Below are 21828 nucleotides of genomic sequence, written 5' to 3'. Positions count from 1 at the left end.
CTGGGGACAGACGCGATGTTCGGGGGGAACAATGCGAATGACGACATCAGGATGGTCGAGGATCGGCTGCGGCCGTAACCATCGGCGCGCTCGCTTCGGCGGGTGGCCATGACGTCAACTCCGGCGGAGCGGAAGCCGGCCTGGCAACGCATCTACCTCGAGCTCAAAAGGGCGAGGAAATATCTCCAATCGCCAGGCGCGAGCCTTGGCGGCGTCCTGGTTGCGGCAAAGCGAACGCTCGAACACAGGCGCGATGTCAGGCTTCGCATCAGGGCGGCACGTGACGCATACCCCGCCTTGCCGATTGCGGCGACGAAGGACAGCTTCATGCTCGTCCGCATCATTGGCAACGATCTCGAGCCGCGGCACCGCAAAGGCCAGTCCTTCGACAATGCCCGCTTCATCCTGGACAACGAGCCCGCCTTTCCTGACTGCGACAAATTCTGGATCGTCAATCGTATAGCCGATCCAGATGAGGAGGCCCGCATCGTCCAGCTGCTGGAGGGGCGCGGCCAGAGCTTTCTGCGCATCCCTTTCGATCTCGAGGCCTATGGCAGGATTGCGTGGGACATCGACAGGCTGGCAGCAAAGGAAATCCGGTTTTCCGGCAAAAGCGGCCAATCGGCTGAGCTCACAGCGCGCTACGAAACGCTCATCAGGCGCAGCAAAAACCGTTATCTGATGAACAACAACGGCGCCCGCAACAAGGCGCTCGAGATCGCACGCACACGGGCGAAGTGGCTGATGCCGTGGGACGGAAACTGCTATCTGACCGAGCAGGCATTCCGGCAGATACGCGAAGCAATCGAGGCGCGGCCGTATCTGCCCTATGTCATCGTGCCGATGGCGCGCATCGTCGAAAACGCGGGCCTGCTCGACGAGAATTTCAAGCCGCCGGCCAGGGAAGAGCCCCAGATCATCTTTCGCACCGACACGACTGAGCTGTTCGACGAAAACTATGCCTATGGCCGCCGGCCCAAGGTCGAAATGCTGTGGCGGCTCGGCGTTCCCGGACCGTGGGACCGTTTCCGCGACGACCCGTGGGATTTCCCACGTCCGTCGCTGGCCCCCGATGCCGGGCTTTTCCAGAATGCCGGCTGGGTGGCGCGTCTGGATTCCGGGCGCGCGCATCTGGAAATCGGCAAGGTCGGTTTCGTCGCCCGCTGGAGCAGCCGCGACGAAGCGATCGTCGACATGATCGACCGCTGCGATGCCCTCGCAACCGCCGCCAGGCTCGATCCGTCGCGCCTGTTTTTTTACGATGACGCTGCTCTTGCCGCGGCATCCAGAAACCATGACGCCGAGCTTCGCCGCCAGCTTGAAACGGCCGCGAGCGAGGTGCTGGCCCGCGCTCATCGCACCGATCTCCATCAAGCAGGCGATCCTGCCCGCCTGCCCCATGTCCTGCAAGACATCACCGTGCTGGCGCTGGCGGCGGCCGTGCTTGGCGAGCAGCGCTTTGCCACCCATGCCGCGCAAGGGATCCGCGCCTGGTTCATCGACCCCGGCACAAGGATGAAGCCGCCTTACGCGCAGCAAGATGTCCTGGGGCTTGGCGATCTCCACTTCCTCCTCGATGCCGTCCGCCTTGTTGAACGCGCCGGGGTGCTGGATGGGCAGGCCCGGGAGGATTTCCAAGCCTGGCTTGCCAGCTACGGCAAATGGCTGGCCACCGCGCCGGCGACGGCGTTTGGCAATCGCGGTGTCGTCAGCGATCTGCAACGGGCATCGATCGCACTGTTTCTGAACGACGGCGCGACGCTGGCCAGGGTCCGCCTCCACGCCCGCGAAAGGCTGGTTGCCGAGATCGCATCCGACGGCTCGCTTTTGAACGAACCGTCCAGCCTGCACGACGCCATGTTCGCCTTGCAGGCTTGGACTTCCCTGGCGCGGCTCTTGTCCTCGGTCGGCGACGATCTGTGGCGGCACAAGGCTGCCGAGGGACAGGGGCTGGTCATGGCGCTGCGGCGGTTTGCAGCCGATATCGGCAGGCAAGATATCGAGACCATCGACCAGGATCTGGCCCTGCCGCTGCTGTTCGATCTCGCGCGCCAGGACCCTGAGGCGACAGCGCTTGCCGATCTCACCGCCGGGAGACCGCTTTTCCATCCCGACCGGGGCATCGCGCCGTTCTGGGTCTGGCGAAGGCAGTGATGGACTAAATCCTGATCCCGGCCTTCCAAAGACGCAGCCGCGCTTTCAATAGCGGGCTGGATTCACGCGTCGCGATCGGCCGGATGTAGCGCCTGATCTTTTTGAACAATGCATTGGCCGGTTCGGCAGCCTGCGATCCGGCGATCATCTCGAGCGCCGGTTTCAGTTCGCCAAACCCGTCATGCAGAATATGGGCCGCGCAGGCCGTGGCAAAGGGATGACCGGCCTTCGCCGCGGCAAAATAGAACGCGAAATCCTTGCCCATGGCGTGGCCGTGCACTGTTTTGCGCGACAGGGCCGAGAGCATTGGCAGCGGCACCTTGGGACACGCCTCGAATTGTGCAGTCATGCGCGATTTCAAAATGGCTTCGCCTGCAGCGTAATCCCCCTCGCGAAAATAGGAGGCCACGATCTTCAGCGCATAGGCATCGTTTTCAGGATCGAGCGCGCAGCCTTTGCCGAGAATGTCCCTTGCCCTGGCCGGGCTGATTTCATCCTCGACAGCCAGGAACGCCGACAGATAGCCGAAGGCCGCTTCGAACGGATGATAGTCGGACTGATGCTGCGCCAGCTCTTCGAGCATGAGTTGCGAGGCGCGGGGCGGGCTGAACAGAGCGGTGGTCTTGATGCGCGGAGAACCGCCGATCACCGAGGCCACCGATGCGAACACGCTGCTGCCGGCATAGATCCGCTGGCAGCGCGCCAGAAGCGCCATCTCGAAAAATGCCCTCAGCGTCTGATCCTCGAATGCGTTGGCGCCGAAATCGTCGGTCAGCAACGCGCCGGTTTGCGATCTCAAATAGTCGAGCGTCGCTCGGTCCTGGCCGACCAGCAGCGCCCTGTGACGCGAGCTCCGCCACAATCGCCTTGGCCAGGGTCGAAGGAATCACCTTGCCGTTGAAATTGAGCGTCGAACGGTATTTGCCGCGAACGATATCGCCGCTGCGCAGGTGCAGCCCGGCCATTTGCCCCGGAAATTGACAGGACTGGGCCGCGCGCAGCGCGTGGTTCACCGGCTCGGCAAAGCCGATCGTCCTGATCGTGTCGGATGTCGCGAGCGGCTTTCCCTTGTCGCGAAAAGATTCCAGAACGTTGAAATCGTTGCAGAGCCAGCCGCGAAAAAAGCTTCGCCGGGCTGACGCGTTCAGGCTTGCGCGGGTAAATTTCCCTTTCTTGAGAATCTCAAGAGATGCGCCTGTGATCTTTTCGCCCAGCCAGTGCTTTTCGATGAAGTTGGGAGCAAATATTTTGTCGACCGTATCGACAATGTGAAACGTCTTGTCCGAGACGGCTCGCTTCCAGGTGAAACCGAAGCGGTGGCCTGTTGCATCGGCAAGCGCCTTTGCGTTGACCATGGCCAGAAGCCGGCCGCCCAGCCCGTCATCCCGGGTCGCGGCAATCAACTTTGCATGCCGAGGATTGCGATCAGGCCGCGCCGAGGCGGACGTCACCCTTCTCAACATGCTGGAGAAACCAGGCATATGTCTGTTCCAATCCACTGCGAAGCGCGTATCGCGGGCGCCATCCCGTAGCAAACAGCCGCGACACATCCATCAGCTTGCGCGGCGTGCCATCGGGCCTCGTCGTATCGAAGGCGATCGTAGCCTCGACGCCGGCGACGGACGCGACGGTTTGGGCGAGTTCGGCAATGGTGACATCCTCCCCCGAACCGACGTTGACGTGGCTGTCGCCGGCATAATTCTTCAACAGCCAGACCAGCGCATCGGCTGCGTCGTCGACATGCAGCAATTCGCGCCGCGGTGTGCCCGAGCCCCAAACCTCGAGGCTGGTGTCGCCGCTCAGCGCCAGCGCATGCGCCTTCCGCATCAGCGCCGGCACCACATGGCTGCTCTGCAGGTCGAAATTGTCACCCGGGCCGTAAAGGCTGGCCGGCATTGCCGAGATGTAATCGACGCCGTATTGGCGCCGATAGGCCTGGCACAGTTTAAGCCCGGCGATCTTGGCGATCGCATACCATTCGTTGGTGGGTTCGAGCGGGCCGGTCAGCAGCGCGTCTTCCCGGATCGGCTGCGGCGCGAGCCTGGGATAGATGCAGGACGAGCCGAGAAACAGCAATTTGCCGACCTCGCTGCGAAAGGCGCCGTCGATGACGTTGCTCTGGATCACCAGATTTTGCTGCAGGAAGTCGACCGGGAAGCGGTCATTGGCCAGGATGCCGCCGACCTTGGCGGCCGCCATCACCACGGCGTCCGGGCGGTGGTCGGCCATCCAGCGCCGCACCCCTGCCTGGTCGAGCAGATCGAGCCTGTCGCGGGACACGGTGAGCACTTCGCAGTCCTCGCTCGCCAGTCGTCGCACGACGGCCGAACCGACCATGCCGCGATGCCCGGCGACGAAGACGCGCTTGCCTTTCAGCTCAAATGTCGCGTCCATCGGCCTGCCTCACGCAGAGCGGCTGTTCTGTAGCGTGCCGCCGGCAGCGCGCGCCAGATCGGCCTGCACCATTTCCGCCACCAGATCCCTGAACCCGGTCGTGTGCGACCAGCCAAGTCTTGCCTTGGCCTTGGCGGGGTCGCCGAGCAAAAAGTCTACCTCGGTCGGCCGGAAATAGCGCGGATCGATGCGCACCAGGACGGCGCCCGAACCGGCATCGACGCCGACCTCGTCGACACCCTCGCCTTGCCAGCGAATGGCCCGTCCGGTCTCGGCGAAAGCCAGTTCGACGAATTCGCGCACCGAATGCGCCTCGCCGGTCGCCAGCACGAAATCGTCGGCTTCGCTGTGCTGCAGAATGCGCCACATGCCTTCTACATAGTCGCGCGCATGGCCCCAGTCACGCCTGGCGTCGAGATTGCCGAGATAGAGCGTGTCCTGCAGGCCGTGTTGGATCGAGGCGACGGCCCGCGTAATCTTGCGGGTGACGAAGGTTTCGCCACGCGTCGGGCTTTCGTGGTTGAACAGAATGCCGTTGGCGGCGAACATGCCGTAGGCTTCGCGGTAATTGACCGTGATCCAGTAGGCATAGAGCTTCGCCGCAGCATAGGGCGAGCGCGGATGGAACGGCGTCGTCTCGGTTTGCGGTACCTCGCGCGCCCTTCCGTAAAGCTCCGAGGTCGAGGCTTGGTAGAAGCGCACCGACTTCTCCAGCTTGAGGATGCGGATCGCCTCCAGCAGCCTGAGCGTTCCCAGAGCATCGGCATTGCCAGTGTATTCGGGCGTCTCGAAACTCACCTGCACATGGCTCTGGGCGCCGAGATTGTAGATCTCGCTGGGCTGCGTCTCCTGCACCAGACGAATGAGATTGGTTGCGTCGGTCAGGTCGCCATAATGCAGGAAGAAGCGTGCGCCGCGCTCATGCGGATCGACATAGATGTCATCGACGCGCTCGGTGTTGAACGAGGACGAGCGGCGTTTGACGCCATGGACAACATAGCCCTTCCGCAGAAGCAGCTCTGCAAGATAGGCCCCGTCCTGCCCGGTTACACCGGTGATGAGCGCCACTTTTTCCGTCATTGCCGTATTCGTCCGCTCCCAATCCCGGCAACGGAATACAGATTTGGCGCGAGAACGCAAATCCCCCATACGGGGGATACTTTTCAGACGGCTATGCTGTTCTCAGGCACCCGCGACCGCGCAGAAATGCTTCATTCTGGTCAGCGCAAGCGCGGGATCGGCCAGCAAGCCTGCCTGGTCGGCAAGGCGGAAGATGTCGGCATAGTGCAGGACGCCGCGTGCCGACTGCATGCCGCCGACCATTGTGAAATGGTCCTGGCGGCCGTTGAGCCAGGCCATGAAGACGATGCCGGCCTTGTAATACTCGGTCGGCGCCTCGAAGATTTTGCGCGAAAGCGGCACCGTCGGCGCCATCAGCGCGTCATAGCCGGCGCGGTCGCCGTCGGCCAGCTTCGCCAGGGCCGCATTGGCGACCGGGGCTATGGCGTCGAATATGCCGAGCAAGGCATGCGAATGCCGCTTCCCGTCGCCGGCAATCAGTTCGGGATAGTTGAAATCGTCGCCGGTGAACATGACGACGCCTTCCGGCAGCCGGTTGCGCAAGGCGACCTCCTTGTCGGCATCGAGCAGCGATATCTTTATCCCCTCGACCTTGCCAGCATGGCGCTCGATGATGGCGACGACGGTATCGAGCGCGGCCTCGAAATCGCCGCTGCCCCAATAGCCCTTCAGTGCCGGATCGAACATGTCACCCAGCCAGTGCAGGATGACCTTGCCGGAGGCCTGGCTGAGAATGCGGTCGTAAACCCTGACATAATCATCCGGGCCTTTGGCGACCGCCGCCAGCGCCCGGCTGGCCATCATGATCGCCTTGCCGCCCTCGCCCTCGATGAAAGCGAACTGCTGCTCATAGGCGGCGATCACATCGTCCAGCGTTCTGGTGGCCGTCGGCGCCAGATGATCGGTGCCGGCGCCCGATGCCAGATCGGCGCCTTCGACGCTGCGTGCCTCGGCGATCGAGCGCCGGATCAATTCCTGCGCATTCGCCCAATCGAACCCCATGCCGCGCTGCGAGGTGTCCATCGCCTCGGCGATGCGGAAGCCGAGCCGCCACAGATGATGACGAAACGCCATCGTCTTGTCCCAGTCGACTGCAGGCTTCGACCACGGATTGGTCATGGCAAGCGGGTCGGCGACGACATGGGCCGCGGCATAGGCGATGCGCGGGAAAGCAGCGCCTATCCTGGGCTCCACCGGGTCACCCACGAGCTTGTAGCTGACGCGGCCGCCATTCTCCGCAGGCAGGGCAATATCCATGGCAACCTCCGTTTCCGGCATCCTATAAATGGAACGTTCCAATAAATCAAGAACCTTTATGATTCCTGAGATTGAACCGGTCCAAATGCCGAAAAGAGGTCAAGAGCCTTGCTGAGCACCGCATTCATCAATTTTTTGATCCTCGCTAGAATCCTGATTGACTCTCGTTTGGCACAGTGATTAGAACGTTCCAATAGATTTTCCAATTCAGGCGGAGGAAACCACCCATATGGCCAGCCGGCCCAAGGCAACGATCCTGGACATCGCCCGCGAGGCCGGTGTGTCCAAATCGACGGTGTCGCTCGTGCTGCAAGGCTCGGGGCTGATCCGGCCTGAAACCGCGGTCAAGGTTCGCAAGGCGATCGAGGATGTCGGCTATGTCTACAACCGCGGCGCCGCCAATCTGCGCAAGGCCCACTCCAACGTCATCGGCATGGTCATCAACGATCTCACCAACCCCTTTTTCGCCGAGCTGGCTGTCGGCATGGAGCGCGTCTTCCAGTCGGCCGGCATCGTGCCGTTCATCGCCAACACGGCGGAAAATCCGGTGCGCCAGGAAGAAGTGCTGAAGTCGCTGATGGAACAGGGCGTCGCCGGGCTGATCGTGTCGCCGGCGCGCGGCACCACGCCGGGCGCCTTCCGCCGCCTCGAGACGGCGGGCGTGCCGGTGGTGTTCGCCATGCGCCGCCTGCCGGACAGCCGCATCCCGGTGATTGCGCCCGACAACCATCGCGGCGCGTACCTCGCCGCCGCCCATCTTATCGGCAAGGGCCACCGCCGGCTGGCCTTCTTCGGCGGCTCGTCCGATCTGGTCGTCTATCAGGAGCGCCTGGGCGGTTTTCGCGAGGCCTGCGAAACATCAGGCATTGCCCGGCGCGACGTGCTCGTCGTCCAAGGCGAAACCAGCCGCAAGGGCGGCATCGCTTGCCTGGAGACCGCCCTTGCCCTGGCTGAACCGCCGACGGCCGCGCTTTGCTTCAACGACGCCGTCGCCTTCGGCGTCATGCTGGCGCTACGCAAGCGCGGGTTGGAGCCCGGCGCGGATTTTGCCGTCGTCGGCTTCGACGACGTGGTCGAGGCCGAGCATTACATGCCGGCGCTGACCAGCGTCTCGGTAGACACGGCAGGCCTTGGCGAGCGCGCCGCGCATGTCATGCTGAAGATGATCCAGTCGCGTACCACGCGCGCCGAGGACCATATCGGCGCCGTCAATCTGGTCGTCAGGGAAAGCTGCGGTCCCGATCGCCACGCCCAGAACACCGGAATGGGAGACGCGGCATGAGCGTCAGATGGGGACTGATCGGCGCCAGCACGATCGCCAAACAGTTCATGATCGGTGCCATCCGTGCCCAGGAAAACGGAGAAATCGCCGCGGTGATGAGCTCCAGCCCGGAGCGGGCCAAGGCCTATGCCGCGGAACAAGATATTCCGCTCGCCGTCTCGACGCTGGACGATCTGCTCGGCGCCGGCATCCACGCCGTCTACATCTCGACCACCAATGAACTGCACCTCGAACAGGCGCTGGCCGCCATCAAGGCGGACAAGCATGTTCTGTGCGAAAAGCCGCTAGCGTTGACCAGCGCTGGCGCGCGCAAAATGGTCGCCGCGGCCAAGGCAGCCGGAATCGTGCTGGGCACCAACCATCATTTGCGCAATGCCGGCGCCCATCGCGCCATGCGTGACGCCATATCGGCCGGCCGCATCGGCAAGCCGATCGCCGCCCGCGTCTTTCATTCCGTCTACCTGCCGGAAAACCTGCAGGGCTGGCGCATCACCAGGCCGGAGGCCGGCGGCGGCGTGGTGCTCGACATCACCGTCCACGATGCCGACACGCTGCGCTTCGTGCTCGGCGACGATCCGATCGAGATTTCGGCTTTCACCCAGTCGGCAGGGATGGCCGGCAGCGGGTTGGAAGACGGCGCCATGTGCATCTGGCGCTTCAAGTCCGGCCTCATTGCCCAGTCCCATGAAGGCTTCACCACCCGGTACGCCGACACCGGCTTCGAGGTGCATGGTTCCGAAGGCTCGCTGATCGCTAAAAATGTGATGACGCAGAAGCCCATCGGCTCGGTGCTGCTGCGCACAGCCAAGGGTGAGGAAGAACTGAGCTTCTCCCGCGAAGACCTCTATGTCCGGTCGCTGCGCAAGTTCCATGCAGCCATAAGCCGCAAGGGCCAGCCTTCCGCCACCGGCGAAGACGGCGTCTGGTCGCTGGCCTCGGCCGAAGCGGCATTGCAATCGGAGAAATCCGGCAAAGCGGTCGCCATCGATCCCAAGCTCGGGAGTGCCAAGTGAGCAAACTCGTTTCCGCCGCCGAAGCCGCCGGCCTGATCAAGGACGGCATGACCGTGTCCGTCTCGTCGTCGAGCGGCCTCGGCTGCCCGGATGCGGTGCTCGCCGCCATCGGCGAGCGCTTCGATAGCGAAGGCCATCCGAAAAATATCACCACGCTGCATCCGATTGCCGCCGGCGACATGTATGGCATCAAGGGCATCGACCATCTGGCCAAGCCCGGCCTGTTGAAGCGCACGCTCTGCGGTTCGTACCCGTCGGGCCCCTCCTCGTCCGAACCGCCGCAGATCTGGAAGATGATCGGCGACAATTCCGTTGCCGCCTACAATGTGCCCTCCGGCATCCTGTTCGACATGCATCGCGAGGCCGCCGCCAAGCGGCCGGGTGTGCTGACCAAGGTCGGTCTCGACACTTTTGCCGACCCGCGCCATCAGGGCTGCGCCATGAACGCGGCGGCCAGCGAGCCGATCGTGTCGGTGCAGCAGTTCGACGGCGAGGAATGGCTCTATTTCCGCTCGATCGTGCCTCACGTCTCGATCATTCGGGCCACCACAGCCGACGAACGCGGCAACCTCACCTATGAGCATGAAGGCGCCTATCTCGGCGGCCTCGAACAGGCGCTCGCTGCCCGCAACAATGGCGGCATCGTCATTGCGCAGGTCAAGCGCGTCGTCGAAAACGGTACGCTGAAGCCGCATGACGTGCGCGTGCCCGGCGTGCTGGTCGACCATATCGTGGTGGCGCCCGACCAGTTGCAGACGACGCTGACGCCTTACGACCCGGCGATTTCGGGCGAGATCTTCCGGCCGCTGTCGAGCTTCCGCAATGCCGAGATGAACGTGCAAAAGGTCATCGCGCGCCGCGTCGCCATGGAATTGCGCGACGGCATGGCCGTCAACATCGGCTTCGGCATGTCGGCCAACGTGCCGCGCATCCTTCTCGAGGAAGGCCAGCACGGCAAGGTCACCTGGGTGATCGAACAGGGCGCCGTCGGCGGCGTGCCGCTGCTCGACTTCAAGTTCGGCTGCGCCTCCAACGCCGAGGCGATCATGCCCTCGCCGCACCAGTTCATCTATTTCCAGGCCGGCGGCTTCGACGCCTCGCTGCTGTCCTTCCTGCAGATCGACCGCCATGGCTCGGTCAATGTCTCGAAACTTTCGGCAAGGCCGCATGTCACCGCCGGCGCCGGCGGCTTCGTCGACATCACGGCGCGGGCCAAGAAGATCGTCTTCTCCGGCTTCTTCAACGCTGGCGCAAAGCTCTCGCTCGCCGATGGCGGCATCCGCATCGACGCCGAAGGCAAGGTCAAGAAGGTGGTCAACGAGGTCGAACACATCTCCTTCTCAGGCAAGCGAGCGGTCGCTCAGGGACAGGACATCACCTATGTCACTGAGCGCTGCGTGATGAAGCTGACGCCGGACGGGCTGATGGTGACGGAACTGGCACCCGGCATCGACCTCGAGCGCGATGTGCTGGCGCAGTCCGAAACACCGCTCGGCGTCGCCAACGACCTCAAGGTCACGCCGACGGCCCTCTACCAGGATCGGCCGATCGGCCTGTCGCTCAATGGCGGCGCTTCGCTCGGAGGCGCGCATGGCTGAGCGCCCCGTCACCTTCGAGCAGGACGGCGCCATCGGCATCGTCACGTTGCGCCGGCCGGAAAAGTTCAACGCGTTGGACATTCCGATGCTGCGTGCTCTCGAAGCAGCGCTCGACGAAGCCGAGATGGCTGAAGGCGTGCGCGTCGTGCTGGTCCGCGCCGAAGGCAAAGGCTTTTGCGCCGGCGGCGATGTCGAGGCCTGGGGCGAGATGAGTGCTGCCGATTTCCAGGTGCAATGGGTGCGCTACGGCCACCGCGTGTTCGACCGGCTGGCAAGGCTCAGGCAACCGACCATCGCCGTGCTCTCCGGCCATGCGCTGGGCGGCGGGCTGGAACTGGCGGTCGCCTGCGACTTCCGTGTCGCGGAAACACAAATTAAGCTTGGCTTCCCCGAGACATCGATTGGCGTCGTCCCCGGCTGGTCCGGCACGCAGCGCGCCGTGCGCCGCTTCGGTGTCCAGATCGTCCGTCGCATGGCGCTTGGCGGCGAGGTTTTTGCCGCCCCCGACGCGCTTGCCCTCGGCATTGTCGACCGCGTGGTCGCGACCGGCCAGGCGCTGGCAGAGTCCAAGACTTGGGCGCAAAAAATCGCCGAGCGCGGACCGCTCGCAACCGAAGCCGCCAAACTGATGATCGCCGTCGCCGAAGGCGAGGAAAGCGCTGCCGCCATCGAGGCGCTCGCCAGCGGCTTCATTGCGCTGACCGGCGACATCAAGACCGGCGTAAGCGCCTTCAAGGCCAAGCAGAAGCCGGCCTTTTCGAGATCCTAGAGAAAGCACGATGAACGCACCGCTCAACATTTCCATGCCAACTGAGGCGTCCAGGACGCCGAAGACTTATAAGCTCCTGATCGACGGCAAGCATGTCGATGCCCATGATGGCCGCACGCTGGAGCGCAACAGCCCCGGCCACGGCTTCACCGTCTCGCGCTATGCACAGGCCGGCGAGACCGAGGTGGAAGCGGCCATGCAGGCCGCGCACAAGGCTTTCGAGACCGGCCCGTGGCCGCGCATGAAGGCGGCCGAGCGCGCCGCCATCCTGCTCAAGGCCGCCGATCTGATCGAAGCCCAACTCGAAGACATCGCCCGCCTCGACGCATTGGAATCCGGCAAGCCGATCGCCCAGGCGCGCGGTGAGATCGGCGGCGCCGTCGACATCTGGCGCTATGCCGCCTCCCTCGCCCGCACGCTGCACGGCGAGAGCTATGCCAATCTCGGCGACGCCATGCTGGGCGTGGTGCTGCGCGAGCCGATCGGCGTCGTCTCGATCATCACACCTTGGAATTTCCCCTTCCTCATCGTCAGCCAGAAACTGCCCTTCGCGCTCGCCGCCGGTTGCACGGCGGTGGTGAAGCCGAGCGAAATGACCTCGGCTTCGACCTTCGTGCTCGGCGATATCCTGATGCAGGCCGGCCTGCCCGCCGGCGTCGTCAACATCCTTGCCGGTCTCGGCGCCGATGTCGGCGCGCCGATGGTCAGCCACCCGCTGGTCGAGATGGTGTCCTTCACCGGCTCGACCCGGGTCGGCAAGATGACCATGGCGTCCGCCGCGCAGTCGCTGAAGAAAGTCTCGATGGAGCTCGGCGGCAAGAACGGCCAGATCGTCTTCCCCGATGCCGATCTCGAGGCTGCCGCCGATGCGGCGGTGTTCGGCGGCTTCTTCAATGCCGGCGAGTGCTGCAATGCCGGCAGCCGGCTGATCGTGCATGAGGCGATTGCCGACGATTTCCTCGCCGCCGTAAAGGCCCTGACCGCCAAGGTGAGGGTCGGCGATCCGCTCGACGACCAGACCAAAGTCGGCGCGATGATTTCCGCCGATCATCTGAATAAAGTCGCGGGTTACGTTACGGCAGCGGCAAAAGACGGCAGCAATGTCTACAGCGGCGGCGCGCAGCGGGCCTCCAATGCCGGACAATACCTCGATCCGACCATCATTCGCGGCGTCACCGAAGACATGGCCATTGCGCGCGAGGAAGTGTTCGGCCCGGTGCTTTCCGTGCTGACTTTTGAATCGATTGAAAAGGCGTTGCACATCGCCAACAACACGCCTTATGGTTTATCCGCGGGTGTGTGGAGCGCCAGCATCGACACGTGCATGTCGGTGGCGCGTGGTGTGCGTTCGGGGACGGTTTGGGTGAACACATTCATGGAAGGCTACCCCGAGCTGCCATTCGGGGGCTACAAGCAGTCCGGCATCGGACGCGAACTCGGCAAACGCGCTGTCGAGGATTATACCGAGGAAAAGACAATCCAGTTTCATCGCGGCCAGCGCACCGGTTGGTGGGTCGGCTGAGTTTGGAAGAACCCGGCGGGCATCCGTCGGTTATGTGACTGCAACAAGGGAGGTAGTACATGTTGCGCAAACTGCTTATCGGAACGGCTCTTGCGACGACCTTTGCTTTCTCGGCGCATGCCGAGGACGTCAAGGAAGTGCAGATGCTGCATTGGTGGACGTCGGGCGGCGAAGCGGCTGCTCTCAACGTCCTCAAGGGCGACCTGGCCAAGGAAGGCTATGCCTGGAAAGACGTGCCGGTGGCCGGCGGCGGCGGCGACGCCGCCATGACCGCGCTGAAGGCAATGGTCGCGGCCGGCAATTACCCGACGGCATCGCAGATGCTCGGCTACACCGTGCTCGACTATGCGGCGGCCGGCGTCATGGGCGACCTGACCGAGACGGCGAAAAAGGAAGGCTGGGACAAGTCGGTTCCGGCAGCCCTGCAGAAGTTCTCCGTCTATGACGGCAAGTGGGTCGCGGCTCCGGTCAACGTCCACTCGGTCAACTGGCTTTGGATCAACAAGGCGGTGATGGACAAGATCGGCGGCGCTGAGCCGAAGACCTTCGACGACTTCGTCGCTTTGCTCGACAAGGCCAAGGCGGCTGGCGTCATCCCGCTCGCTCTCGGCGGCCAGAACTGGCAGGAAGCCACCATGTTCGATTCGGTCGTTCTGTCGACCGGCGGACCTGAGTTCTACAAGAAGGCCTTCAACGACCTCGATGACGCTTCGCTCAAGTCCGACACGATGAAGAAGTCGTTCGACAACCTCGCCAAGCTCGTCACCTATGTCGACCCGAACTTCTCGGGCCGCGACTGGAACCTTGCCACCGCCATGGTCATCAAGGGCGACGCCCTTGTCCAGGTCATGGGCGACTGGGCCAAGGGTGAGTTCCACGCTGCCAACAAGACCCCGGGCACGGACTTCCTGTGCTATCGCTTCCCGGGCACCGACGGCTCCGTGATCTACAACTCCGACATGTTCGGCATGTTCAACGTTCCGGACGACCGCAAGGCCGCCCAGGTCGCGTTGGCCACCGCCACCCTGTCAAAGAGCTTCCAGTCGGCCTTCAACGTGGTGAAGGGTTCGGTTCCGGCCCGTACCGACGTTCCGGACACCGACTTCGACGCTTGCGGCAAGAAGGGCATCGCTGACCTGAAGGCTGCGAACGACGGCGGCACGCTGTTCGGCTCGCTCGCCCAGGGCTATGGCGCGCCTCCGGCAGTCGCCAATGCCTACAAGGACGTCGTGTCGAAGTTCGTCCATGGTCAGATCAAGACCTCGGACGAAGCCGTGACCGAACTGGTCAAGGCAATCGACGACGCCAAGTAAGCACTACGCCTAAAAACACCTTCCCCGCTTCGGCGGGGAAGGTATCCATCTCGCAATTGGCCGGCTTGAACACCATGCCGACTGAAGACCCGTATGCACGGGGCCGCCTTGCCGCCTGACGGCAGAGCATGGACGACCCGAAACGGGAGGAGCCTCATGAGCAGTGTAGCGACAAGCCAGATCAAGCTGACGCCGGAGCGGTCGCGCCCCTCGGTGCGCTCGCGCCTGCAGGACGCGCTGCCGAAGATCGTGCTGGCGCCGAGCTTCGCCATCACCATCGTCTTCGTCTACGGCTTCATCCTGTGGACAGTCTATCTGTCCTTCACCAATTCCAAGACCTTCCCGTCCTATGTCATCACCGGACCGCGCGCCTATCAACGGCTATGGGGCTGGACTTTCGACTCTGACCCGCCATCGAGCTGGTACACGTCGATCGTCAATATGGGCATTTTCGGCTTTCTCTACATCGCCATTTGCCTGGCGCTCGGCCTGTTCCTAGCCATCCTGCTCGACCAGAAGATCCGCGGCGAAGGCGTCTTGCGGCCGATCTATCTCTACCCGATGGCGCTGTCCTTCATCGTCACCGGCGTCGCCTGGAAATGGTTCCTCGATCCGGGTCTCGGCCTCGAGCAGACCTTGCATCAATGGGGCTGGACGAGCTTCCATTTCGACTGGATCAAGAACAAGGATTTCGTCATTTACACGGTGGTCATCGCCGGCGTCTGGCAGGCCTCCGGCTTTATCATGGCGATGTTCCTGGCCGGCCTGCGGGGCATTGACGGCGAGATCATGAAGGCGGCGCAGATCGACGGCGCCACCACCTTCCAGCTTTACCGCCGCATCGTCATTCCGCTGCTGCGCCCCATCTTCCTGTCGGCCTTCATCGTGCTCGCTCACCTCGCCATCAAGTCGTACGACCTTGTCGTCGCACTCACCAGCGGCGGCCCTGGCGGCTCGGCCTGGCTGCCGTCCAACTTCATGTATGAGTACACCTTCAAGCGCAACGAAATGGCGGTCGGTTCGGCAAGTGCCGTGATCATGCTGATGACCATCGTCGCCATCATCGTTCCCTATCTCTATTCCGAACTGCGGGAGAAGCCGCGATGAACGCCGTCGCCACCCCTGCCCGCCAGGCCTCCGGCGGCATGAGCACCAAGACCCTCAACCGTGTCGTCATCTACGGGTTGCTGGCGCTGTTTGCGCTGTTCTACCTGATGCCGCTGTTCGTCATGCTGGTCACGTCGTTCAAGACCATGGACGAGATCCAGAACGGCAACATGCTGGCGCTGCCCAAAGCGCCCACCTTCGACCCCTGGCTGAAGGCCTGGGGCGAGACCTGCGTCGGCCTGACCTGCGCCGGCATCAAGGGCTATTTCTGGAACTCCATCAAGATGGTGGTTCCGGCCGTGCTGATCTCGACCATGCTCGGCGCGCTCAACGGCTACGTCTTGACCAAATGGCGTTTCCGCGGCGCCACGCTGGTGTTCGGGCTGATGCTCTTTGCCTGCTTCATTCCGTTCCAGTCGGTGCTGCTGCCGATGGCGACCATCCTCGGCAGCCTGGGACGCTTCGGCGTGTCGTTGCAGAACTCGGTCGGCACCAGCTTCGGCCTCGGCAACCCGACGGTAAATCTGGTCTTCGTCCACGTCGTTTACGGCATCGGCTTCACCACGCTGTTCTTCCGCAACTATTACGAAGCGTTCCCGAACGAACTGATCAAGGCGGCACAGGTCGACGGCGCCTCGTTCTTCCAGATCTTCCGCCGCATCATGCTGCCGAACTCGATGCCGATCTTCGTCGTCACCGTGATCTACCAGTTCACCAACATCTGGAACGACTTCCTGTTTGCCTCCGCTTATGCCGGCACAGGCGACTCCATGCCGATGACGGTGGCGCTCAACAACGTCGTCAACACCTCGACCGGCGTCGTCGAATACAATGTCAACATGGCGGCCGCGATGATCGCGGCCCTGCCCACCCTGATCGTCTATGTCGTCGCCGGCCGCTATTTCGTGCGCGGGCTGATGGCAGGTGCGGTCAAAGGCTGAGCTATCAGGAAGGAATAACCCATGGCTTTTCTGGAAATTGATGGGCTGAAGAAGCGCTTCGGGAATGTGGAGATCCTGAAGGGCATCGATGTCGAGCTCGAAAAGGGCGGCTTCCTGGTGCTGGTCGGCCCGTCCGGCTGCGGCAAGTCCACTCTGCTCAACACCATCGCCGGCCTGGAGCAGATCACCGAGGGGGAGATCCGCGTCGACGGCCGCGCCATCAACGATCTGCATCCTTCCAAGCGCGACATCGCCATGGTGTTCCAGAGCTATGCGCTCTACCCGAACATGACGGTGGCCGGAAACATCTCCTTCGGCATGGAGATGCGCGGCGTACCGGCCGACGAGCGCCAGAAGGCGATCGACAAGGTGGCCAAAGTGCTGCAGATCGGCCACCTGCTCAACCGCAAGCCGAGCCAGCTTTCCGGCGGCCAGCGCCAACGCGTCGCCATGGGCCGCGCGCTGGTGCGCGACCCCAAACTGTTCCTGTTCGACGAGCCTTTGTCCAACCTCGACGCCAAGCTGCGCGTCGACATGCGCATCGAGATCAAGCGCCTGCATGCCACCACCGGCACGACCATCGTCTACGTCACCCACGACCAAATCGAGGCGATGACGCTGGCGACCAAGATCGCCGTCATGCGCGACGGCGAGGTGCAGCAGTTCGGCACCCCGGCCGAGATCTACAACAACCCGACCAATCTGTTCGTCGCCGACTTCATGGGCTCGCCGGCGATGAACCTGATCCCGGCGACCATTGCCACGTCGGGCAATGCGCTGTCCGTCGTCTTGCAGCGCGAGGCGCGCGAGCCGATCACGCTGCCGATGGCCAATGCACCGGCGGGTCTCTCGGCCTTCCAGGGCAAGCCGATCATCTTCGGCGTGCGGCCTGAAGCGCTGACCGATCCGGAAGGTGCGGAACGCAACGCCTCCAACATCGCCACCGCCGACCTGCACATCGAGGTGGTCGAGCCGGCGGGCTCCGACACGTTCGCGGTCACCAATCTCGGCGGCAAGCCCGTTGTGGCGCGGCTGCGCGCCGACGCCAATATCCAGCCGGGCACCAGCACGCCGCTCGCCTTCAACCTAACCAAGGCAGTGTTCTTCGATCCGGCGACCGAACACCGCATCCGCTGATCGAGATGAACAGCCCCGATATCGTCATCATCGGCTCCGGCATCGGCGGCGCCACGATCGCCTCCGGTCTGGCCGGCAGTGGCGCCTCGATCCTGATGCTGGAGCGGGGCGAACCCTTGCCGGCAACGCCACATGCCCGCGACACGCGCTCGATCTTCGTCGATGGCCACTACCGTCCCAATGAGATGTGGCGCGAGGCCGGCGGCGCCGCCTTCAACCCCGGCAATTACTACTATGTCGGCGGCAATTCGAAATTCTACGGCGCGGTTCTGATCCGCTATCGCAAGGAAGATTTTGCGGCCATGGAGCACTTCGGCGGCGTGTCGCCGGCCTGGCCGTTTTCCTATGACGAGTTCGAGCCCTGGTATTCGAAAGCCGAACAACTGTTTCGCGTCCGCGGCACGCTGGGCGAAGACCCGACCGAACCGTTCCATTCAATCCCTTATGCCTTCAAGCCGGTACCCGACGAAGCGCCGATCGCGCGCGCCCGCGCCGAACTCAAGAGCCTCGGCCTGCACCCGGCCTCGCTGCCGCTCGGCGTCGACATCGACACATGGCTGAAGGAAGGCAAGACCGGCTGGGATGCTTTCCCGAACACCGGCCAGGGCAAGATGGACGCCCAGACGGCACCGCTGGCGGCAGCGCTCAAGGACAGCAACATCCGGCTCGAGACCGGCTGCTATGTCGAATATCTCGAGGCTGCGTCGGACGGCAAAAGCATATCGGTCATCCACTACCGGCAGAATGGCGAGCTGAAGAAAGTGTCGCCGAAGCTGATCATCCTGTCCGCCGGCGCCGTCAATTCCGCCGTGATCCTGCTGCGTTCGCCATCCTCAGATGGCAAAGGTCTCGCCAACCGCTCCGACCAGGTCGGCCGCAATTTCATGAACCACAATTCGAGCGCCATGCTGGCGATCGATCCGCGTCGCCGCAACGATTCCGTCTACCAGAAGACGCTGATGCTGAACGACTACTATCTCTCCGACGGCAAGGGCGGCAAGCCGCTCGGCAATGTCCAGTTGCTCGGCAAGATCGACGGCAACATGCTGAAGGCCAATGTGAAGTCAGTGCCGAAATTCGTGCTCGATTACATGGCCGGCCACGCCGTCGACTGGTATTTGATGTGCGAGGATCTGCCCGATCCGGAAAGCCGTATCATGGTCGACGGCAAGGACATCGTCATGCAGTGGCGGCGCTCCAACATGCAGTCGCTCGACGGGCTGACCAAGGTCATGCGCGAACATTTCCGCGCCTGCGGTTATCCCATCGTGCTGTCGCGTCCCTTCGACAAGCGCACGCCCTCGCATCAATGCGGCACGGTCAAGATGGGCGACGACCCAGCGACGTCGCCACTCGACCCCTTCTGCCGCGCCTTTGATCATCCGAATCTGTTCGTGGTCGACGCTGGTTTCCTGCCGAACTCGGCCGCGGTGAATCCCGCGCTGTCGATTGCAGCACAGGCACTGCGGGTTGCCGATCATATTCGCCGAACGGACCTCGCGGCATGACCCGCCCCGCGGCAATCGTCACCGGCGGCGCGCGCGGCATTGGGCTGGCCTGCGCCGAGGCGCTGGCCGATGCCGGCTTCGACATTCTGGTCGCCGATCTTGCCGACAAGGCCGCTGACGGGCTGTCAGAGAACATCACCGGGCGCGGCGCGACGTTCGCCTATACCAGCTGCGATATCGCCGATCTCGCCGGTCACGCCGCGCTGGTCGACAAAGCCACAAGCGCCTTCGGCCGCATCGACTGCCTCGTCAACAACGCCGGCGTCGGCGCCGTCGTGCGCGGCGATTTGCTGGAGCTGAAACCGGAAAATTTCGACCGCGCGCTCGGCATCAATCTGCGCGGCACTGTCTTCCTCAGCCAGGCCGTCGCCAAGGCGATGCTGGCAGCGCCCGGCGATCTTCCCCGGTCGATCATCACCATCACCTCCGTCAGCGCCGAAATGGCCTCGCCGGAACGCGCCGACTACTGCATCTCGAAAGCCGGGCTTTCCATGTGGGTGAAGAACCTGGCGCTCCGCCTGGCACCTGAAAACATCGGCGTGTTCGAGCTACGCCCGGGCATCATCCGCACCGAGATGACGGCGGGCGTCACCGCCAAATACGATGCCTTGATCGATGGCGGGCTGGTGCCAGCAAAGCGCTGGGGCGAAGCATCCGACATCGGCGCTGTGGTGGCGACGCTTGCTGCCGGCAAGCTCGGCTTTTCGACCGGCTCGATCATCAATGTCGACGGCGCACTCTCCGTGCCGCGACTGTAAGTGGATGGTGTCATGACCGACTATATCATCGTAGGCGCCGGCCCAGCCGGCTGCGTTCTGGCCAACAGGCTGAGTGAGGAACCCTCAAATTCGGTTCTGTTGCTGGAAGCCGGCGGCAAGGACTGGCACCCCTATATCCACATGCCGGCGGGCTTTGCCAAGATGACCAAGGGCATCGCGTCCTGGGGCTGGTCGACCGTGCCGCAGAAGCACATGCAAGACCGCGTCTTCTGGTACACGCAGGCCAAGGTGGTCGGCGGCGGCTCGTCCATCAACGCCCAGATCTACACGCGCGGCAACGCCCGCGATTACGACGCCTGGGAGAAGGAAGAGGGCCTCGCGGGATGGGGTTACCGCGACGTGCTGCCCTATTTCAAGCGGGCCGAGAACAACCAGCGCTTCGCCAACGATTTTCATGGCGACCAGGGGCCGCTCGGCGTGTCGAACCCGATTTCGCCGCTGCCGATTTGCGAGGCCTATTTTCGCGCCGGCCAGGAGATGGGTATTCCCTTCAACCCGGACTTCAACGGCGCCAGCCAGGAAGGGGTCGGCTACTACCAACTGACCCAGAAGGACGCCCGGCGTTCATCCGCTTCGGTCGCCTATCTGAAGCCGATCCGCGCCCGCAAGAACCTGACCGTCAGGACCGATGTGCTGGTGACCCGCATCGTCGTCGAGAAAGGCCGCGCCATCGGCGTCGAGATCGTCGACAAACCCGGCGGCCAGAAGACCATCCTGCGCGCCGAACGCGAAGTGATCGTCTCGTCCGGCGCCATCGGTTCGCCGAAGCTGTTGATGCAGTCCGGCATCGGCCCGGCCGATCATCTGAAATCGGTTGGCGTGACGCCGGTGCATGATCTGCCCGGCGTCGGCTCCAACATGCAGGACCATCTCGATTTGTTTGTCATCGCCGAATGCACCGGCGACCACACCTATGACAACTACGCCAAGCTGCACCGCACGGCATGGGCCGGCTTGCAGTATCTGCTGTTGAAGAAAGGACCGGTCGCCTCCAGCCTGTTCGAGACCGGCGGCTTCTGGTACGCCGACCCGACCGCCGCCTCGCCCGACATCCAGTTCCATCTCGGCCTCGGCTCCGGCATCGAGGCCGGCGTCGAGAAGCTGAACAACCCGGGCGTCACCTTGAATTCGGCCTTCCTGCGCCCGCGCTCGCGCGGCACGGTGCGGCTGAAGAGCGGCGATCCGGCCGACCACCCGCTGATCGATCCCAACTACTGGTCTGACCCTTATGACCGCGAGATGTCGGTCAAGGGCCTGAGACTGGCGCGCGAAATCATGCGGCAGAAGGCGCTTGTCCCTTACGTTCTGCGCGAGGTGCTGCCTGGCCCGTCGCTTGCCGGCGATGACGAGCTGATCGATTACGCCTGCCGCACCGCCAAGACCGACCATCATCCGGTTGGCACCTGCCGCATGGGCAATGATGCCATGGCCGTGGTGACGCCGGATTTGCGCCTGCGCGGCATCGAAGGCCTGCGTGTCTGCGACGCTTCGGTGATGCCGCGCGTGCCCTCCTCCAACACCAATGCGCCGACCATCATGGTCGGCGAAAAAGGCGCCGACATCATCCTCGGCCGCGAGCCGCTGCCGCCGGCGGTGTTTTCCGGCAATCGCGCCGCATAGCCACTCAGGAGAGCCAATCAATGATCAGGCACTGCGTCTTCGTCCGCTTCCGCAGCGATGTCGCCGACGCCGAACGGGCGACAATCCACGCCGATCTCGAGGCGCTGCGCTCCGTTGTCGACGGCATGGACACAGTCCATTTCAGCGCCAATGTCAGCCCGGAGCCGTTCGCGCGCGGCTTCAGCCATGGCTTCACCATCGACTTCCGCGATGCCGCCGCCCGCGACGCCTATCTGGTGCATGAAGCGCATCAGCGCGCCGGCGCCCGCTTGGTCACCGCACTTGAAGGCGGCACCGACGGACTGATGGTATTCGATCTCGATATCTCGAAAAAGTGACCGCGCTTCTTTCAAA

19 protein-coding genes are annotated in these 21828 nt (G+C 63.4%); 14 read left to right on the top strand and 5 right to left on the bottom strand.

Annotated elements, in window-relative coordinates; translation table 11 throughout:
* Positions 1 to 108 precede the first annotated feature (108 nt).
* On the top strand, positions 109 to 2154 hold the full coding sequence (locus AC1DZ8_RS10295) for an alginate lyase family protein (RefSeq protein ID WP_477303745.1): 2046 nt from the start codon (positions 109 to 111) through the stop codon (positions 2152 to 2154).
* Positions 2155 to 2158: 4 nt separating this feature from the next.
* Here AC1DZ8_RS10295 and AC1DZ8_RS10290 read toward each other — a convergent pair whose 3' ends face one another.
* From AC1DZ8_RS10290 to AC1DZ8_RS10270, 5 genes are all read right to left on the bottom strand, one after another.
* Positions 2159 to 2563, bottom strand: a complete 405-nt coding sequence (locus AC1DZ8_RS10290) for a hypothetical protein (RefSeq protein WP_477400843.1) — start codon at positions 2561 to 2563, stop codon at positions 2159 to 2161.
* A gap of 82 nt (positions 2564 to 2645) precedes the next feature.
* A complete protein-coding gene (locus AC1DZ8_RS10285) occupies positions 2646 to 3635 on the bottom strand; it encodes a hypothetical protein (RefSeq protein WP_477400841.1) in 990 nt (329 codons plus the stop codon).
* Positions 3580 to 4548, bottom strand: a complete 969-nt coding sequence (gene fcl / locus AC1DZ8_RS10280; RefSeq protein WP_477400839.1) for a GDP-L-fucose synthase — start codon at positions 4546 to 4548, stop codon at positions 3580 to 3582. Before fcl ends, AC1DZ8_RS10285 begins: the two co-directional genes overlap by 56 nt.
* Before the next feature lie 9 nt (positions 4549 to 4557).
* Entirely contained in the window at positions 4558 to 5628 is a 1071-nt protein-coding gene (gene gmd, locus AC1DZ8_RS10275) for a GDP-mannose 4,6-dehydratase (RefSeq protein WP_477303751.1), read from the bottom strand.
* Positions 5629 to 5730: 102 nt separating this feature from the next.
* Positions 5731 to 6885 carry a dihydrodipicolinate synthase family protein gene (locus AC1DZ8_RS10270; protein ID WP_477303753.1) on the bottom strand — a complete coding sequence of 385 codons (1155 nt, stop codon included), beginning with the start codon at positions 6883 to 6885 and terminating at the stop codon, positions 5731 to 5733.
* Between the two features lie 229 nt (positions 6886 to 7114).
* Between AC1DZ8_RS10270 and AC1DZ8_RS10265 the strand changes: the two genes are divergently transcribed.
* The 13 genes from AC1DZ8_RS10265 (at position 7115) to AC1DZ8_RS10205 (ending at position 21812) form a co-directional block, all read left to right on the top strand.
* Complete coding sequence (locus AC1DZ8_RS10265) at positions 7115 to 8167, top strand: LacI family DNA-binding transcriptional regulator (RefSeq protein ID WP_477400836.1); 1053 nt, start codon at positions 7115 to 7117, stop codon at positions 8165 to 8167.
* Positions 8164 to 9180 (top strand): Gfo/Idh/MocA family protein, encoded by a 1017-nt coding sequence (locus AC1DZ8_RS10260; protein WP_477303757.1) that lies wholly within the window; start codon positions 8164 to 8166, stop codon positions 9178 to 9180. Before AC1DZ8_RS10265 ends, AC1DZ8_RS10260 begins: the two co-directional genes overlap by 4 nt.
* A complete protein-coding gene (locus tag AC1DZ8_RS10255; RefSeq protein WP_477303759.1) occupies positions 9177 to 10778 on the top strand; it encodes an acyl CoA:acetate/3-ketoacid CoA transferase in 1602 nt (533 codons plus the stop codon). The genes AC1DZ8_RS10260 and AC1DZ8_RS10255 overlap by 4 nt, the downstream gene beginning before the upstream one ends.
* Entirely contained in the window at positions 10771 to 11547 is a 777-nt protein-coding gene (locus AC1DZ8_RS10250; protein ID WP_477303761.1) for an enoyl-CoA hydratase/isomerase family protein, read from the top strand. Before AC1DZ8_RS10255 ends, AC1DZ8_RS10250 begins: the two co-directional genes overlap by 8 nt.
* A 10-nt stretch (positions 11548 to 11557) precedes the next feature.
* On the top strand, positions 11558 to 13069 hold the full coding sequence (locus AC1DZ8_RS10245; protein ID WP_477303763.1) for an aldehyde dehydrogenase family protein: 1512 nt from the start codon (positions 11558 to 11560) through the stop codon (positions 13067 to 13069).
* A gap of 59 nt (positions 13070 to 13128) precedes the next feature.
* On the top strand, positions 13129 to 14382 hold the full coding sequence (locus AC1DZ8_RS10240; RefSeq protein ID WP_181057433.1) for an ABC transporter substrate-binding protein: 1254 nt from the start codon (positions 13129 to 13131) through the stop codon (positions 14380 to 14382).
* Positions 14383 to 14538: 156 nt separating this feature from the next.
* Entirely contained in the window at positions 14539 to 15489 is a 951-nt protein-coding gene (locus AC1DZ8_RS10235) for a carbohydrate ABC transporter permease (protein ID WP_477286142.1), read from the top strand.
* The gene (locus AC1DZ8_RS10230; RefSeq protein WP_477400834.1) at positions 15486 to 16430 is read left to right on the top strand and encodes a carbohydrate ABC transporter permease; all 945 of its coding nucleotides are present in this window, start codon (positions 15486 to 15488) and stop codon (positions 16428 to 16430) included. Before AC1DZ8_RS10235 ends, AC1DZ8_RS10230 begins: the two co-directional genes overlap by 4 nt.
* Before the next feature lie 21 nt (positions 16431 to 16451).
* Complete coding sequence (locus AC1DZ8_RS10225; RefSeq protein ID WP_477400832.1) at positions 16452 to 17567, top strand: ABC transporter ATP-binding protein; 1116 nt, start codon at positions 16452 to 16454, stop codon at positions 17565 to 17567.
* Positions 17568 to 17572: 5 nt separating this feature from the next.
* A complete protein-coding gene (locus AC1DZ8_RS10220) occupies positions 17573 to 19075 on the top strand; it encodes an FAD-dependent oxidoreductase (RefSeq protein ID WP_477303770.1) in 1503 nt (500 codons plus the stop codon).
* Positions 19072 to 19833, top strand: coding sequence for a 3-ketoacyl-ACP reductase (locus AC1DZ8_RS10215; RefSeq protein ID WP_477303772.1), 762 nt, complete (start codon positions 19072 to 19074; stop codon positions 19831 to 19833). The genes AC1DZ8_RS10220 and AC1DZ8_RS10215 overlap by 4 nt, the downstream gene beginning before the upstream one ends.
* Before the next feature lie 12 nt (positions 19834 to 19845).
* Positions 19846 to 21474, top strand: a complete 1629-nt coding sequence (locus AC1DZ8_RS10210) for a GMC family oxidoreductase (RefSeq protein ID WP_477303774.1) — start codon at positions 19846 to 19848, stop codon at positions 21472 to 21474.
* A gap of 20 nt (positions 21475 to 21494) precedes the next feature.
* Positions 21495 to 21812 carry a Dabb family protein gene (locus tag AC1DZ8_RS10205; RefSeq protein ID WP_477303776.1) on the top strand — a complete coding sequence of 106 codons (318 nt, stop codon included), beginning with the start codon at positions 21495 to 21497 and terminating at the stop codon, positions 21810 to 21812.
* Positions 21813 to 21828 lie beyond the last annotated feature (16 nt).

Source organism: Mesorhizobium sp. P2_F7, assembly GCF_056403695.1.
Note: the sequence above shows the minus strand (reverse complement) of the source record. Positions and strands in the feature narration are given on the sequence as shown.

Coding starts and splice junctions, on each gene's coding strand:
- AC1DZ8_RS10295 (WP_477303745.1), top strand. CDS start 109: ATGACGTCAACTCCGGCGGAGCGGAAGCCGGCCTGGCAACGCATCTAC.
- AC1DZ8_RS10285 (WP_477400841.1), bottom strand. CDS start 3,635: ATGCCTGGTTTCTCCAGCATGTTGAGAAGGGTGACGTCCGCCTCGGCG.
- fcl (WP_477400839.1), bottom strand. CDS start 4,548: ATGGACGCGACATTTGAGCTGAAAGGCAAGCGCGTCTTCGTCGCCGGG.
- gmd (WP_477303751.1), bottom strand. CDS start 5,628: ATGACGGAAAAAGTGGCGCTCATCACCGGTGTAACCGGGCAGGACGGG.
- AC1DZ8_RS10270 (WP_477303753.1), bottom strand. CDS start 6,885: ATGGATATTGCCCTGCCTGCGGAGAATGGCGGCCGCGTCAGCTACAAG.
- AC1DZ8_RS10265 (WP_477400836.1), top strand. CDS start 7,115: ATGGCCAGCCGGCCCAAGGCAACGATCCTGGACATCGCCCGCGAGGCC.
- AC1DZ8_RS10260 (WP_477303757.1), top strand. CDS start 8,164: ATGAGCGTCAGATGGGGACTGATCGGCGCCAGCACGATCGCCAAACAG.
- AC1DZ8_RS10250 (WP_477303761.1), top strand. CDS start 10,771: ATGGCTGAGCGCCCCGTCACCTTCGAGCAGGACGGCGCCATCGGCATC.
- AC1DZ8_RS10245 (WP_477303763.1), top strand. CDS start 11,558: ATGAACGCACCGCTCAACATTTCCATGCCAACTGAGGCGTCCAGGACG.
- AC1DZ8_RS10240 (WP_181057433.1), top strand. CDS start 13,129: ATGTTGCGCAAACTGCTTATCGGAACGGCTCTTGCGACGACCTTTGCT.
- AC1DZ8_RS10235 (WP_477286142.1), top strand. CDS start 14,539: ATGAGCAGTGTAGCGACAAGCCAGATCAAGCTGACGCCGGAGCGGTCG.
- AC1DZ8_RS10230 (WP_477400834.1), top strand. CDS start 15,486: ATGAACGCCGTCGCCACCCCTGCCCGCCAGGCCTCCGGCGGCATGAGC.
- AC1DZ8_RS10225 (WP_477400832.1), top strand. CDS start 16,452: ATGGCTTTTCTGGAAATTGATGGGCTGAAGAAGCGCTTCGGGAATGTG.
- AC1DZ8_RS10220 (WP_477303770.1), top strand. CDS start 17,573: ATGAACAGCCCCGATATCGTCATCATCGGCTCCGGCATCGGCGGCGCC.
- AC1DZ8_RS10215 (WP_477303772.1), top strand. CDS start 19,072: ATGACCCGCCCCGCGGCAATCGTCACCGGCGGCGCGCGCGGCATTGGG.
- AC1DZ8_RS10210 (WP_477303774.1), top strand. CDS start 19,846: ATGACCGACTATATCATCGTAGGCGCCGGCCCAGCCGGCTGCGTTCTG.
- AC1DZ8_RS10205 (WP_477303776.1), top strand. CDS start 21,495: ATGATCAGGCACTGCGTCTTCGTCCGCTTCCGCAGCGATGTCGCCGAC.